This window comes from Streptomyces sp. NBC_00286, from assembly GCF_036173125.1.
Taxonomy (GTDB): Bacteria; Actinomycetota; Actinomycetes; order Streptomycetales; family Streptomycetaceae; genus Streptomyces.
The window spans coordinates 2,085,471-2,099,707 of record NZ_CP108054.1; the positions used below are offsets into that span (position 1 = coordinate 2,085,471).

Genomic DNA, 14,237 nt, shown 5'->3' on the forward strand with positions numbered 1-14,237 from the left:
TCGGTGCCTACAAGCGGTTCGGCGGGCAGGACCTGCTCGACATCGACGAACTCGCGACTGCATGGGCCGAGACCTGCACCAACATCACCGAGGACTACGCTCTTCAACTAATCGCGCATGTCGACCAGTTGGTCACGTCGCACAACGCAAGAACCGGCAACGACGTCGGGCTGGTCACCGGCGACGACGCCGGACAGCCGCAGCAGCCACGGAGGGAGCAGCAGATGCTGGGAGTGTCCAACCTTTCCACCTACGCCCTGGGGACCCTCCTCATCATTCTGCTGCCGGGGCCCAGTTCCCTCTACACGCTGTCCGTGGCGGCGCGGCGCGGCGTGCGCACCGGGTACCGGGCCGCCGCGGGCGTGTTCATCGGCGAAACCCTGCTGATGCTGCTCACCGCCGCGGGGCTCTCCTCGCTGCTGCGCGCCAACGAACTCGTCTTCTCCGTCATCAAGTACGCGGGGGCCGGCTATCTGGCCTGGATCGCGTTCGGAATGATCCGCGGGGCATGGGAGATGTGGCGCACCCGCAAGGTGGAATCACCGGCCGAAGGGCCGGAGGGCGCCCAGGACGGTGAGCGGCCGTTCCGTCGGTCGCTGCTGATCACTCTGCTCAACCCGAAGGCGATCCTGTTCTTCATTTCCTTCTTCGTTCAGTTCGTCGACCCGTCCTATCCGCACCCGGTGCTGTCCTTCGGGCTGCTCGCGCTGATCTACCAGGTGATCAGCATCAGTTATGTGACCCTGCTGATCCTCGGCGGCACGTACCTCTCGGCCCAGTTCCGCCGACGCCGGCGCCTGTCGGCGGGTCTGACCAGCGGAGCCGGCGCTCTCTTCCTCGGGTTCGCCGCAAAGCTCGCCACGACGGGCAGCTGACGCACCGCATGTCATGGCAGGACCGGGTTGTGGCCGCTGCCGCGATCGCAAGGTCCTCATAGGCGCAATAGGCGCACAAAAGTGGCAGGAATCCGATGTCGGCTGACAGCCTTGCCGCTGTTGCCTGGTCGTGCCAGTGACCAGGCTGGGAGGCATGAACAACACATTCGACCTCGCCGTCCAGACTGTCGTCACTCTGGCCGTACTGGCCATCGCAGTACTCCCCGCGATCATCGGGACCATCCGTGACCGCCGTATCGATGTCCAGTCAAGAGACGCGGAGGAGGGCCGGGACCGCCGCACCGGCGTCCTGGTCGTGTTCGACCTCGCTTACGGTCCGCCTGAGGACAGGGTCTTCCGCGCGATTGCGGGCCGCAGCACCAAGGGATGGAGTGGGCCGCACACTGGAGTGCAGTAGTCGGTAAGACGCAGGGTCGTGCCCGCTCCGTCCGCCGCCCGGCGCCCTACGCGCCGGGCTCCTCGCGTCCTTTCACCACGCGCCACAGCCTCCGCGCCGTAGGACAGATGCCCTCCACGCAGTCCGGGCAGGCCGAGGCATGCTCGACGTACGCGCGGTACGCCGTTTGGTGCCGGCCGTATTCGACGTCGCTGACCTCGGCCTGTAGGCGGCTCGCTCGACCGCTGCCGTCGCGCCAATGCCACGCCACCTCCGCTCACGGCACCTCTCCCCGGCTCCGCGCGTTGGCCAGGGCCACGCCGGCCGACAGCCTCTCGGCCGTCGTGGCGGGCCTCAGCAGGCCACGCGCGTCCCATTCCCGCCCGCCACCGGGCGGCTTGAGCTGCCAGTACGAGCCGACGCGGTCCATGACCCGGCCGACCTTGCGCGTCGCCTCGTCCCATACGAGGTCACCGATCTCCGGCGTGTATCCGTTCATGCGCACCCCCGCTGGATCACGTCGGCTCATCGTGGAGAACTGGCACGCGGAGCTGTGGCTCGACGACGCCGACAGCGTCTCGACGCACCTGAAAGTATGGAGCGCGCTGCGGGAGTCCGCCGTCTACGGTGCCGACGCGCAACGCGTGATCAGCCAGGCACGCCAAGCCCTCGACATCGCCTGACACCGAGCTGACGACCTGGAGCCGGGTGGCCTGCGTTGCTTCGTGCGCGGGCCTGAGCAGGAGTACCCCTGAGCACATGCAAAAGTGGATGCCATGACGGCAACGGACCTGCGGTACGCGGAAATTGACGAGGTCGAGGCGTTAGCAGGCGATGCCCTGCGCTGGATGCTCGCCGCCGCGCGGGACACCGGAGGCGGCGGGCTCGGCTGGCCCAAGAAGCCCTCCGATGACGAGCGCGAGAGCATGTTCTACTGCGGTACCGCCGGGGTCGTACCGGCGCTTCTGGAGGGGTGGCGGCACTTCAGGGACGACTCGTTCGCGGACACCGCCGTGCGCGCGGCTCGCAGTCTCGCCGATGCCGTCGACGGGTGCGAGGACAGTTCGCTGTACTTCGGGCTCACCGGCATGGCCCTGGCCCTGCGGGCCGTTCACGACGAACTCGGCGACACGGTCTCCCGCGCCGCCGCCGACCGGGCCATGGAGATCGTGCGGTCGCGTTTCGACGGGACCCGCTGGGGCGAGCTGTTCGAGCTGATGGGTGGGAACGCCGGGATCGGGCTCGGTGCACTGCGGCTCGGCGACGAGGAGTTGGCCGTACTCGCCCTTGAGCCCTATCTGCGTACCGCCGAGGAGGTCCCGTCGGGCGTGCACTGGGAGTTCCGTACGGGCAGGGAGGGGCGTATGCACCACATCTCGCACGGCACCCTGGGCATCGTGTACGCGCTGGCCACCGTCGGCACCGCGACGGGACGGACGGACCTCGTCGAGCTGGCCCGGGCCGGTGCCGCGGGCGTCGTGGCGCGGGACGAGGACGGCCTCGACGGGTTCCTTGTCGCGCACTCCGACCCGGCCCACTGGCCCGAACTGAACGCGCGCTACAGCTTCGGCTGGTGCCACGGCCCCGCCGGTGACGCCCAGGTCTTCCGTCAACTCCGGGACGTCCTCACCGAGAACACGGCCGCCTGGTCCGCCCTGGCCGACCGCTGCTGGCACACAGTCACCCACTCCGGCCTGCCCGCCCGACTGCGCCCCGGCTTCTGGGACAACAACGCCCGCTGCTGCGGCACCGCAGGGGTCCTCGCCCAGGCCTGCGACCGCATCGCCGAGCAGGACGACGGCCACGACTTCGCCCGGGTCCTGGTCGCGGACCTCACCGACCGCGCGATCCGAGACGCCGACGGCGCTCGCTGGTCCAACTTCGAGCACAGGGCCATCCCGAGCGACCTCGAACCCCGCACGGGTTGGGCGATGGGCAACGCGGGCATCGCACGGGAACTGATGCGCTACGTCCGGCTGGGCCGAGGAGGCGATCCGGACTACGCGTTCCACTGGCCTGACCAGCCGACGGTACGCCGAAGCGCCCTCAGGCCACCGACCCGATCCGCGACGCGTCAGCCCGGGTGAAACGAGAAGCCTTCAGGCCGGAGGAGCTGCACTGGCAAGCTCACGTCTGACGCATCCCGACCCCGACCCCGATGTGGGCGATCAGCCAATGGCGGCAAGCCGGCGCCGGTACCGGATGCCAGGGCGTCCATCGAGCGTGATGTCCTCCACCGGGGTGAACCCATTCCGCGCGAGCACGGTCATGGACGCCGGGTTGTCGAGGGTCGTGCGCGCCCTGAGTACGGGGAGCCGGTAGGTCGCGGCGGCGAGGCGGCACGCCTCCGCGACCGCGGCGGTCGCGACGCCCCGGCCCGTGGCACGCTCGGCGATCCGATAGCCGAGTTCGGCGCCGTCTACGTCGACGTCGACGAGGTTGACGCGGCCGATCAGGTCCCCCCGCTCGTCGAGGACGACATGGAAGTGGCAGTCGCCCGCGTCCTGCTCGGCGAGGCGGGCGAGGAGGCGGGAGGTGAACTCGGCGAAGAACGCGTCACCCCGGTCCGGCACGGACCGTGCGAAGTACTCCCGGTTCTCCTGCTCGAAAGTCAGCAGAGCAGGCGCGTGGTCTTCCCGGAGCCGCTCGAGCCTCAACATGCCCGGCAGCATACGCAACGATGATCCCGTCCGGGCGTCAGGCATCAGACGTCAGGCCACCGACCCGATCCGCCCCGCCGGGGCCGTCGCCGACGTCGCGTCATGGTGGATCGGCGTATGCGCCCCGGTCAGTGAAACCCCGCTGCCGCCACGGCGGTTGGCGACGATCTCTGCGGCGATCGACAGTGCCGTCTCCTCCGGCGTACGCGCCCCGAGATCCAGCCCGATCGGCGACCTGAGCCGTGCCAACTCCAGCTCAGTCACGCCGACTTGGCGCAGCCGCTCGTTCCGGTCCAGGTGCGTGCGCCGGGAGCCCATCGCCCCGACGTACGCCACCGGCAGCCGCAGCGCGAGCCGCAGCAGCGGTACGTCGAACTTGGCGTCGTGGGTCAGGACGCACAGGACCGTACGGGCGTCCACCGGCGTTCGCTCCAGGTAGCGGTGCGGCCAGTCGATCACGACCTCGTCCGCGTCCGGGAAGCGGGCCGCCGTCGCGAAGACGGGACGCGCGTCGCAGACCGTCACGTGGTACCCGAGGAACTTGCCGATGCGCACCAGCGCCGACGCGAAGTCGATCGCGCCGAAGACGAGCATCCGTGGCGGCGGCACCGACGACTCGACCAGCACCGTGAGCGGTGCTCCGCAACGAGAGCCCTGCTCTCCGATCTCCAGGGTGCCGGTGCGGCCCGCGTCCAGGAAGGCGCCCGCCTCGGCCGCCACCGTGCGGTCCAGCTCGGGATGAGCGCCGAATCCGCCCTCGTACGAGCCGTATGAGCCAAACGTGCCGGACGAGCCGGACGAGCCGGACGAGCCGGACGAGCCGGACGAGCCGGACGAGCTGTCGGATCGTACGAGCAGCGCGCGGCCCAGCATCTCCCCCGGGCCGGAGACCACGCGCGCGACCGCCGCCGCCTCCCCGCGGGCAGCCGCGGACAGCGCCGACGCGAACACCTCCCGCTCGGGAGCCGAGGCCCGTACCGGCGTCACCAAGATGTCGATGACGCCGCCACACGTCAGCCCCACCGCGAAGGCGTCCTCGTCGCTGTACCCGAAGCGCTCCAGGACCGGGACCGACTCCCCGTCCGCCAGAGCCTGTTGGCACAGCTCGTACACCGCGCCCTCCACGCATCCCCCGGAGACCGAGCCGATCACCGTGCCCTCGGAGTCAACCGCGAGGGCCGCGCCGGGCCCGCGCGGAGCGCTGCCGCTGACGGCCACCACCGTGGCCACGGCGAAGTCGCGGCCCTGCTCGACCCACCGGTGCAACTCTTCGGCGATGTCCAGCATGTCTCGGTCTCCTCTCGCCTATCCGACCGGAGGATCACATGCCGGTGAGGTGCTCCGGCCGTACCGGCGTCCTGTTCAGCTCCAACCCCGTCGCGTTCCGAATTGCCGCCAGTACGGCCGGAGTTGATGAGAGCGTCGGGGCCTCGCCCACACCCCGCAGCCCGTACGGCGCATGCGCGTCGGCCAGTTCGAGCACGTCGACGGGCATCGTCGGCGTGTCCAGAATCGTGGGGATCAGGTAGTCCGTGAAGGACGGATTCCTGACCTTCGCCGTCTTCGGGTCGACGAGGATCTCCTCCATCACCGCCATGCCCAGGCCCTGCGTCGTACCGCCCTGGATCTGGCCGACGACCGACAGCGGGTTGAGGGCCTTGCCCACGTCCTGGGCGCAGGCCAGCTCGATCACCTTCACCAGCCCCAGCTCGGTGTCGACCTCGACCACGGCCCGGTGCGCGGCGAACGAATACTGCACATGTCCGAAGCCCTGCCCGGTATGCCGGTCGAAGGGCTCCGTCGGCCGGTGCCGCCACTCCTCCTCGACCTCGACCGCCTCGTCCTCGAGTACGTCCACCAGGTCGGCCAGCACCTCACCGGCGTCGGTGACGACCTTGCCGCCCTCCAGCAGCAACTCGGCGGTGGCCCAAGCGGGGTGGTACGTACCGAACTTGCGGCGCCCGATCTCCAGGACCCGCTCGCGGACCAGTTCGCAGGCGTTCTTGACGGCGCCACCAGTGACGTACGTCTGACGCGACGCCGAAGTCGAACCCGCGGAACCCACCTGCGTGTCGGCCGGCTGGATCGTCACCTGCGTGACGCCGAGCTCGGTGCGGGCGATCTGTGCGTGGACGGTGACGCCGCCCTGGCCGACCTCCGCCATCGCGGTGTGGACGGTGACGACCGGCTCGCCGCCCACAACTTCCATGCGGACGCGGGCAGTTGAGTAGTCGTCGAAGCCCTCGGAGAAGCCGACGTTCTTGATGCCGACCGCGTAGCCGACGCCCCGTACGACACCCTCGCCGTGCGTGGTGTTGGACAGGCCGCCCGGCAGCTGGCGCACGTCGGCGCCCTCGGAGCTCTCCCTCCCCCACTCTCGGCTTCGCTCGAGCGGGAGGTGCCCCCCTCGCTCCGGCGGCAGGGGCATCGCCTTGACGCGGCGCAGGAGTTCGGCGACCGGGGCGGGAGAGTCGACGGGCTGGCCGGTCGGCATGATCGTGCCCTGCTCCATGGCGTTGAGCCGGCGGAACTCGACCCGGTCCATGCCCACCTCGTCGGCGAGCTTGTCCATCTGCGCCTCGTACGCGAAGCAGGCCTGCACCGCGCCGAAGCCGCGCATGGCGCCGCAGGGCGGGTTGTTCGTGTAGAGGGCGAGGGCTTCGATGTCGACGTTGTCGATGACGTACGGGCCCGCGCCGAGCGAGGCCGCGTTGCCGACGACGGCGGGTGAGGCCGAGGCGTACGCGCCGCCGTCCAGGACGATGCGCGCCTTCAGATGCGTCAACTTGCCGTCCTTCGTTGCCCCGTGCTCGTAGGAGAGCTTCGCGGGGTGGCGGTGGACGTGGCCGAAGAAGGACTCGAAGCGGTTGTAGACGATCTTCACCGGTTTGCCCGTGCGCAGCGCCAGCAGACAGGCGTGGATCTGCATCGACAGGTCCTCGCGCCCGCCGAACGCGCCGCCGACGCCGGACAGCGTCATCCGCACCTTCTCCTCGGGCAGGCCGAGGACCGGGGCGATCTGGCGGAGGTCGGAGTGCAGCCACTGCGTGGCGATGTAGAGGTCGACGCCGCCGTCCTCCGCGGGTACCGCGAGACCCGACTCCGGGCCGAGGAAGGCCTGGTCCTGCATGCCGAAGGTGTACTCGCCGGTGACGATGAAGTCGGCGCGACGGCGGGCCTCCTCGACGTTTCCGCGGATGATCGGCTGGCGGTGCAGGATGTTGGGGTGCGACACGTGCGGGAAGTAGTGATCGTCGCGGTTCTCGTGGATCAGCGGCGCGTCGGGAGCGGTCGCGCTCAACTCGTCGGTGACGACCGCGAGTTCGCGGTACTCCACCTTGATCTTGGCGGCGGCGCGGCGTGCGGTCTCCGGGTGGTCGGCGGCGACGATCGCGACGGGCTCGCCGTGGTGGCGCACGCGGCCGTGGGCCAGTACGGGGGTGTCCGGGAACTCCAGGCCGTAGTGCCGTACGTCGGTCGGCAGGTCGTCGTACGTCATGACGGCGTACACGCCGGCCTGAGCGAGGGCTTCGGATGTGTCGATCGACACGATCTCCGCGTGGGCCACCGGGGAGCGCAGGATCTGGCCCCACAGCATGTCCTCGTGCCACATGTCCGAGGAGTACGCGAACTCGCCGGTGACCTTCAGCGTGCCGTCCAGGCGGAGCGTGGACTCGCCGATGCCGCCCTTGGTCCGCGAGCCCTGGATGACCTTGGTGGGGGTGCCGAGGGGAGCGTTGATGCCGGCCATGCTCACACCGCCTCCGACTGCCGGGCGGCCGCCAGGCGGACCGCGTTCATGATCGTCTCGTAACCGGTGCAGCGGCAGAGATTGCCCGACAGCGCCTCGCGGATGTCCTCGTCGGTCGGAGTCGGATTGCGCTCCAGCATCTCGTCGGCCGCGACCAGCAGACCGGGGGTGCAGAAGCCGCACTGCACCGCGCCCGCGTCGATGAACGCCTGCTGGACCGGGGAGAGTTCGGTGCCCTCGCCGGTCTGGGAGTCGGTGCCGTGCGCGCCCCACCGCTTGGCCTCGTCGAGGGACGTACCGCAGGAACCGGACGCGCACCCCGCATCCCGCTGCCGCGCGTACTCCGCAAGACCCTCCACCGTGACGACCTCACGACCCTCCACCTGACCCGCCGCGACCAGACACGAGCACACCGGTACGCCGTCGAGCCGTACCGTGCACGAACCGCACTCCCCCTGCTCGCAGGCGTTCTTGGCACCCGGCAGCCCCAGGCGCTCCCTCAGCACATACAGCAGGGACTCGCCCTCCCAGACGTCGTCGGCTTCCTGGGGACGGCCGTTGACCTTGAAATGCACGCGCATTACGCGACTCCCTCCGTGTGGGCGGCGGTGCCGCGGTACGACTCCCAGGTCCAGGTAAGCGTCCGGCGGGCCATGATGCCCACCGCGTGGCGGCGGTAGCTCGCGGTGCCCCGGACGTCGTCGATCGGGTTGCAGGCGGCGGCGCACAGGTCCGCGAACTGCTTGGCGACCGACGGGGTGATGATCTTTCCGTTGTCCCAGAAACCGCCCTCTTCGAGCGCCGCGTTCAGGAACTCCTCGGCGGCCTTGGCCCGTACGGGCGTGGGCGCGGCCGAACCGATGCCCGTGCGGACCGTGCGCGACGAAGGGTGCAGGGCCAGACCGAAGGCGCAGACCGCGATCACCATCGCGTTCCGCGTGCCGACCTTCGAGAACTGCTGCGGCCCGTCGGCCTTCTTGATGTGTACGGCCCTGATCAGCTCGTCGGCGGCGAGCGCGTTGCGCTTCACGCCGGTGTAGAAGTCGTCGATCGGGATGCGACGGGAGCCTCGTACGGACTCGGCCTCGACCTCGGCGCCCGCCGCGAGGAGTGCGGGGTGGGCGTCGCCGGCCGGGGAGGCGGTGCCGAGGTTGCCGCCGACGCCGCCGCGGTTGCGGATCTGCGGGGAGGCGACGGTGTGGGAGGCGAGGGCGAGGCCGGGCAGTTCGGGCCGCAGGTGCTCCATGATCTTGGTGTACGGGACCGAGGCGCCCAGTCGCACGCTGTCCTCGCCGACCTCCCATTCGTAGAGATCGCCGATGCGGTTCAGGTCCAGGAGGTACTCGGGCCGGCGGTGATCGAAGTTGATCTCGACCATCACATCGGTGCCGCCCGCAATCGGCACAGCGGTGGGGTGCTCGGCCTTCGCGGCGAGCGCCTCCTCCCAGCTGCCGGGGCGAAGGAAGTCCATGAGGGGCTCTCTCTTCGTATCGTGGGGCGTTCCGTTTGAGCCAGACCGGGGACGGCGACGGTATCGGCTCGATCAGGAGCTGTTCACAGCGATTGAAGCCAGTACACCTCGGGGTCCCTCACCTGGGTCAGTCACGGAAACCATGAAGGAGTCGGCTGGCCAGGGCGACGCTCTTGTAGATTCGTCTGAACGGGGGACGTCGGCAACCTCATCGTTTTCCTCGGGAAACATCGAACGCGGTCTCCCGGGAACCAAAGATTTCCAGACAAGGAACGGCGGCGACGAGAATGCGGCTGCGCGCACTGCTGGACACCGATGCGCTGGGCCTCAGGCTGCTCGGCGGCGAGGACGAGCTGGACCGCACCGTGCGCGGGGTGATGACCACGGATCTGCGCGACCCCAGCCGCTATCTCTCGGGCGGTGAACTGGTCCTCACCGGTCTCGCCTGGCGGCGCAGCGCGGCGGACTCCGAGCCTTTCGTACGGATCCTCGTGGCGGCCGGGGTGACGGCCCTGGCCGCCGGTGAGGCCGAACTGGGCGACATCCCCGACGATCTGGTACTGGCCTGCGCCCGACACCGGCTGCCGCTGTTCGCCGTCGACGAGTCGGTGGCCTTCGCGACGATCACCGAGCATGTCGTACGGCAGGTCTCCGGCGAGCGGGCCGGGGATCTGGCGGCCGTGGTGGACCGGCACCGGCGGATGATGACCTCCGGCCCGGCGGGCGGCGGTCCGGAGGTGGTCCTGGACCTGCTCGGCTCCGATCTGGATCTACGGGCCTGGGTGCTGTCTCCTGCCGGGCGCGCGATAGCGGGCTCGAACCTCGCGGGGGCCCGGCCGCCCGCCGAGATCCGCGCCCAGCTTGCCGCCGAGCACCTGGCGGCGGTGCGCACGGGGCGACGCGGGCCGTACCGCGTGGCGGTGGGCGGCACGACGTACTCGCTCTTCCCGATCCTCAGCAGCGGAAGAGGGGCGGCGGCCTCCCGCGACGTACGCGAGACGGTCCTGTCGGACTGGCTGCTCGCGGTGGAGGCGGATGCCGGGGACTGGCCGGAGGAGCGGCTCGACCTGCTCCACGGGGTGACGCAGCTGATCGCGGTGGAGCGGGACCGGCGGGACGCGGCGCGTACGGTGCGGCGCCGACTCGCCCAGGAAGTACTGGAGTTGGTGCAGAGCGGGGCGGCGCCCGCGGAGATCGCGGCGCGGCTGCGGGTTGCCGCGCCCGTGCTGCTGCCGGGGCTCGGTGCGGCTCCGCACTGGCAGGTCGTGGTGGCTCGTGTCGAGTGGGACGGCGGGGAGATCGAGGGCGGTCCGGTGGCCCAGTCGCTGCTTGAGGAGATCCTCGTCGATCCGCTGTCGTCCGGGCCCGAGCCGTCCGACCGGATCGCGGTGGCTCATACGGGCGAGGAGGCGATCGCGCTCGTACCGATCCCGGCGGTGGCCTCTGAACACGACGGCTTGGAGTCGGGCCTGCTCGCCGACACGCTGCTGGCGGCCGTCCGCGGCCCACTGTCCGCGGGCCTGAACGACGACGGGCAGCTCACGCTCGGCGTCAGCGCGGCCGTGCACTCGGCGGAGGGCCTGCGGGGCGCCCTGGAGGAGGCCCGGCACGCCCGCCGGGTCGCGGCCGCCCGCCCCGGGCGGGTGTGCGCGGCAGGGCATCACGAGCTGGCCTCGCACGTGCTGCTCCTCCCGTTCGTACCGGACGACGTACGCCGCGCCTTCACCGCTCGCCTCCTCGATCCGCTACGGGACTACGACCGCCGCCATCGCGCCGAGCTGATCCCCACCCTCGAGGCGTTCCTCGACTGCGACGGCTCCTGGACGCGCTGCGCGAGCCGCCTGCATCTGCACGTCAACACGTTGCGCTACCGGGTAGGCCGCATCGAGCAGTTGACGAGCCGCGACCTGTCACGACTCGAGGACAAGCTGGACTTCTTCCTGGCGTTGCGGATGAGCTGAGGTCACGGGGATGTGGATCTGGAGGCACGAAGTGCCACTCCTTCTCTAATGACTTTGTGAAATCCTTCACCCACCCCCTTGGCCAGGCACGCCGATTCATGCTGAGATGCGGCCACCACTCAACAGCTCAATGGCGTGCTCGGGGAGGGCAACGTGGCGTATCCCGCCATGTCTGGTTACGGAACGGCTGCAGGGGACGATCCACTCCAGACCGCGGTATGGCGGCTGCGTTCGCGCGCCTGCTGGGCCGACGCAGCCGCGCTCCTCGAACCCGTCACGGCGAGCGCCGCGCTCCAGCGGGCGTCGCTCCTGGTCGAACGGTGCCTCTACACCGAGCAGGGCTGGGCGGGGGCCGAGGACGCGCTGCGCACGGCGGAGGCGCTGGCACGGAGTGACGAGGAGCGGGGGGCGGCGGCCTGCGAGCGCGGGCAGCTCGCGTACGCGGCCACGCTGCTCGCGGTGCGCGACCGCGCGGACGAGGCGCGGGCCGCGCTCGGCCGGGCCGCCGCGCTGATCGCGCCGAGCGCCCCGGGCCGTGCACTGCTCGACTTCCGCCGCGGGCTCCTCGCCGAGAACCTCGCGCACTCCCCGCAGGCGGCCCGCGCCGCGTACCGCCGCGCCCACGCCGGCGCGACCGCCCAGGGCGACGCGCTGCTGCTCTCCTTCACCTGGCGTCACCTCGCCGGACTCGCCCTGCGGGAAGGGGAGTTGGCGGAGGCCCGGCACGGCTTCAGCGAATCGCTGCGGATCCGCGAGGAGTTGGGCTACTTGGTGGGCACGGCGCCCGCACTGGCCTCCCTGGCCGACGCCGAGATCGAACCGGACGCGTCCCGGCTACGGGCGGAGGCGGCACGGCTGTTCCGGCTCCTGGGTGGCGTACCGACGTGGCTGGCACCGCGGTTGGCTCCGCCGGCGGGGGCGGCGTGAGGGTGTAGTGGTTGGCTCCGCTGGCGGGCGCGGGGTGAGAGGGCCGCGCTCGGCGGCCTGTGAAGTCCGGCGCGGCACCACGCCCCGTAAGGGGCGCGGGGCTGTATTGATATGCGGGCTCCGCCGCGTGGGCGCAATCCGCCCCCACGGGCCCGCAGGTATTCCTCGGGACGTACCGACGTGGCTGGCGCCACGGTTGGCTCCGCCAGCGGGCGCGGCGTGACATGCCGCGCTGGGCGGCCTGTGAAGTCCGCGCGCCACTGCGCCCCCGAAGGAGGCCGCAGGCCTCTTAAGGGGCGCGGGGAACTGCGCGACCAGCCACGACGAACCCGCAGCCGCCCAACCGCCGGAGGCACCCCGCGGGGCTGTATCGATGTGCGGCTCCGCCGCGCCGCGGGCGCGACCAGCTCTCACGGGCCCGCAGCCGAATCACTGCACCGCCAGCGGAGCGCTCACGCCCCGGCGAAGTGATCCCGCACAAGGGCCTGCGTCGCCGCCAGGTCCTGGTTGCTCAACGCGTCCAGGAGCGCGGTGTGTTCGGCCGCGTGCGCGGCCAGGGCGGCGCGGCGGCGCGAGGCGGGCCCGGTGACAGAGGGCCACTGGGCGCGCCGGTGCAGATCGTCGGCGATCCGTACCAGCTGCTCGTTGCCCGAGAGGGCAAGCACCGCGCGGTGGAAGGCACGGTCGGACTCGACGTACGTCGCCCGGCAGCCGGAAGCCGCCGCCCGAGCCGTCGCATCGGCGAGCGGGCGCAACTCCGCCCAGCGCTCGGCGGGCACGTTACGGGCCAGCCGCTGCATCACAGGCGCTTCGAGCAGCACCCGGATCTCGGCCAGCTCGGCCAACTCCCGCGCCCCCCGCTCGACGACCCGGAACCCCCGGTTCGGCACCACCTCGACGGCCCCCTCGACCGCGAGCTGCTGCATGGCTTCGCGCACGGGAGTCGCCGACACCCCGAAGCGCTCGCCGAGCACGGGTGCGGAGTAGACCTCGCCGGGCTCAAGTTCTCCGCCCGCGAGGGCGACACGGAGGGCGTCCAGGATCTGCCCCCGGACGGAGGCCCGCTGGACGACGGGCCGGGGGGCCGCCGACTGGCCGGCCCGGGCGGGGCCGCCTGGATCGGCCGGGACGGCCCGGCCCTGCTCGGGGTCAGCCAGGGTGGCCCCGCCCGCCGCACCGGCCTGCGGACGCCCGTGCGCCGCGCGCGGCCCCGGGATCGGAGTCTCGCTGTGCGTGTGCTCACCCCGGGCGAAGTCCGAGTGCGCGGCACCGCCCTGCGCCGTACCGCTCCCGGGTCCCGCCTCGGTGCGGCGGCCCGCCGCTCCGCGCGTACGCTCCCGGTCCGCAGCCCCCGTATCCCCCGCCCCCTGCTGCTGGGGCACCTGGGCCGCCCCCGCCTCCTGCCTCGAAGGCACCCGAGCCGCCCCCGTCGCCGAGCGAGCGTCCGACTCGGAGCGAACCCCCGACGTCGCGCGGGCGCCCGGCTCAGAGCAAGCTCCCGTCGGCGAGCCGGCGTCCGACCCGGACCGAGCCCCCGACGTCGGGCGAGCATCCGACTCGGAGCGGACCCCAGTCATCGAGCGAGCGTCCGTCTCGGAGCAAGCGCCCGTCACCGAGCGGACGTCCGGCCCGGAGCGAACTCCCGACGACGAGCCGACGTCCGACCCGGACCGAGCCCCCGACGTCGGGCGAGCATCCGACTCGGAGCGAGCCCCCGTCACCGAGCGAGCATCCGTCTCGGAGCGGACCCCCGTCACCGAGCGAGCATCCGTCTCGGAGCGGACCCCCGTCACCGAGCCGACGTCCGACCCGGACCGAGCCCCCGTCACCGAGCGAGCATCCGACTCGGAGCGAGCCCCCGTCACCGAGCGAGCATCCGTCTCGGAGCGGACCCCCGTCACCGAGCGAGCATCCGTCTCGGAGCGGACCCCCGTCACCGAGCGGACGTCCGGCCCGGAGCCAACTCCCGTCGCCGAGCCGGCGTCCGACCCGGACCGAGCCCCCGACGTCGGGCGGGCATCCGACCCGGACCGAGCCTGCGTCGACGTACCCCCCGTACTCCCGGCGGAGCCGTCACTCGGGCCGGCAAGGTTCACGGGGGCCTCCTCCGGGTTGGCGGTACTTGTGGCTATTGCGGGTGATGTGGTCGTAAGCCAGCACGATAGGCGGAACGGACGGCAGTTCAAACCTCGACC

General features: G+C 71.3%; 12 protein-coding genes and 1 pseudogene. 6 read left to right on the top strand and 7 right to left on the bottom strand.

All coding sequences use genetic code 11. The features are described from left to right. Nucleotides 1–224 precede the first annotated feature (224 nt). Both leuE and OHT21_RS09485 read left to right on the top strand, forming a co-directional pair. Nucleotides 225–875 (top strand): leucine efflux protein LeuE, encoded by a 651-nt coding sequence (leuE, locus tag OHT21_RS09480; RefSeq protein ID WP_328774022.1) that lies wholly within the window; start codon nucleotides 225–227, stop codon nucleotides 873–875. Between the two features lie 154 nt (nucleotides 876–1,029). After that, a complete protein-coding gene (locus OHT21_RS09485) occupies nucleotides 1,030–1,293 on the top strand; it encodes a hypothetical protein (RefSeq protein WP_328767811.1) in 264 nt (87 codons plus the stop codon). A gap of 256 nt (nucleotides 1,294–1,549) precedes the next feature. Here the strand turns inward: OHT21_RS09485 and OHT21_RS09490 are convergent, their stop codons facing one another. Next, nucleotides 1,550–1,771 (bottom strand): hypothetical protein, encoded by a 222-nt coding sequence (locus OHT21_RS09490; protein WP_328767812.1) that lies wholly within the window; start codon nucleotides 1,769–1,771, stop codon nucleotides 1,550–1,552. On the opposite strand from OHT21_RS09490, the pseudogene OHT21_RS09495 reads away from it, so the two are divergent. Both OHT21_RS09495 and OHT21_RS09500 read left to right on the top strand, forming a co-directional pair. Continuing rightward, nucleotides 1,755–1,955, top strand: a pseudogene (locus OHT21_RS09495) (Scr1 family TA system antitoxin-like transcriptional regulator); the annotation flags it as partial. The gene OHT21_RS09490 and the pseudogene OHT21_RS09495 sit on opposite strands and share 17 nt — an antisense overlap. A gap of 93 nt (nucleotides 1,956–2,048) precedes the next feature. Further along, a complete protein-coding gene (locus OHT21_RS09500; RefSeq protein ID WP_328767813.1) occupies nucleotides 2,049–3,359 on the top strand; it encodes a lanthionine synthetase LanC family protein in 1,311 nt (436 codons plus the stop codon). An 81-nt stretch (nucleotides 3,360–3,440) separates the two neighbouring features. Here OHT21_RS09500 and OHT21_RS09505 read toward each other — a convergent pair whose 3' ends face one another. Genes OHT21_RS09505 through OHT21_RS09525 form a run of 5 tightly spaced genes read right to left on the bottom strand, consistent with a single transcriptional unit; the run spans nucleotide 3,441 to nucleotide 9,154 of the window. Beyond that, nucleotides 3,441–3,932: a GNAT family N-acetyltransferase gene (locus OHT21_RS09505; RefSeq protein ID WP_328767814.1), complete on the bottom strand. Its 492-nt coding sequence runs from the start codon at nucleotides 3,930–3,932 to the stop codon at nucleotides 3,441–3,443. A 51-nt stretch (nucleotides 3,933–3,983) separates the two neighbouring features. After that, a complete protein-coding gene (locus OHT21_RS09510; RefSeq protein WP_328767815.1) occupies nucleotides 3,984–5,219 on the bottom strand; it encodes an XdhC family protein in 1,236 nt (411 codons plus the stop codon). A 34-nt stretch (nucleotides 5,220–5,253) separates the two neighbouring features. Beyond that, complete coding sequence (locus OHT21_RS09515) at nucleotides 5,254–7,683, bottom strand: xanthine dehydrogenase family protein molybdopterin-binding subunit (protein ID WP_328767816.1); 2,430 nt, start codon at nucleotides 7,681–7,683, stop codon at nucleotides 5,254–5,256. Nucleotides 7,684–7,685: 2 nt separating this feature from the next. After that, nucleotides 7,686–8,264 carry a (2Fe-2S)-binding protein gene (locus tag OHT21_RS09520; RefSeq protein ID WP_328767817.1) on the bottom strand — a complete coding sequence of 193 codons (579 nt, stop codon included), beginning with the start codon at nucleotides 8,262–8,264 and terminating at the stop codon, nucleotides 7,686–7,688. Then, complete coding sequence (locus OHT21_RS09525; RefSeq protein WP_328767818.1) at nucleotides 8,264–9,154, bottom strand: FAD binding domain-containing protein; 891 nt, start codon at nucleotides 9,152–9,154, stop codon at nucleotides 8,264–8,266. The genes OHT21_RS09520 and OHT21_RS09525 overlap by 1 nt, the downstream gene beginning before the upstream one ends. Before the next feature lie 287 nt (nucleotides 9,155–9,441). Between OHT21_RS09525 and OHT21_RS09530 the strand changes: the two genes are divergently transcribed. Both OHT21_RS09530 and OHT21_RS09535 read left to right on the top strand, forming a co-directional pair. After that, entirely contained in the window at nucleotides 9,442–11,115 is a 1,674-nt protein-coding gene (locus OHT21_RS09530) for a PucR family transcriptional regulator (protein ID WP_328767819.1), read from the top strand. Between the two features lie 153 nt (nucleotides 11,116–11,268). Beyond that, nucleotides 11,269–12,042 (top strand): hypothetical protein, encoded by a 774-nt coding sequence (locus tag OHT21_RS09535; protein ID WP_328767820.1) that lies wholly within the window; start codon nucleotides 11,269–11,271, stop codon nucleotides 12,040–12,042. Nucleotides 12,043–12,494: 452 nt separating this feature from the next. Here OHT21_RS09535 and OHT21_RS09540 read toward each other — a convergent pair whose 3' ends face one another. After that, nucleotides 12,495–13,457, bottom strand: coding sequence for a GntR family transcriptional regulator (locus OHT21_RS09540; RefSeq protein WP_328767821.1), 963 nt, complete (start codon nucleotides 13,455–13,457; stop codon nucleotides 12,495–12,497). Nucleotides 13,458–14,237 lie beyond the last annotated feature (780 nt).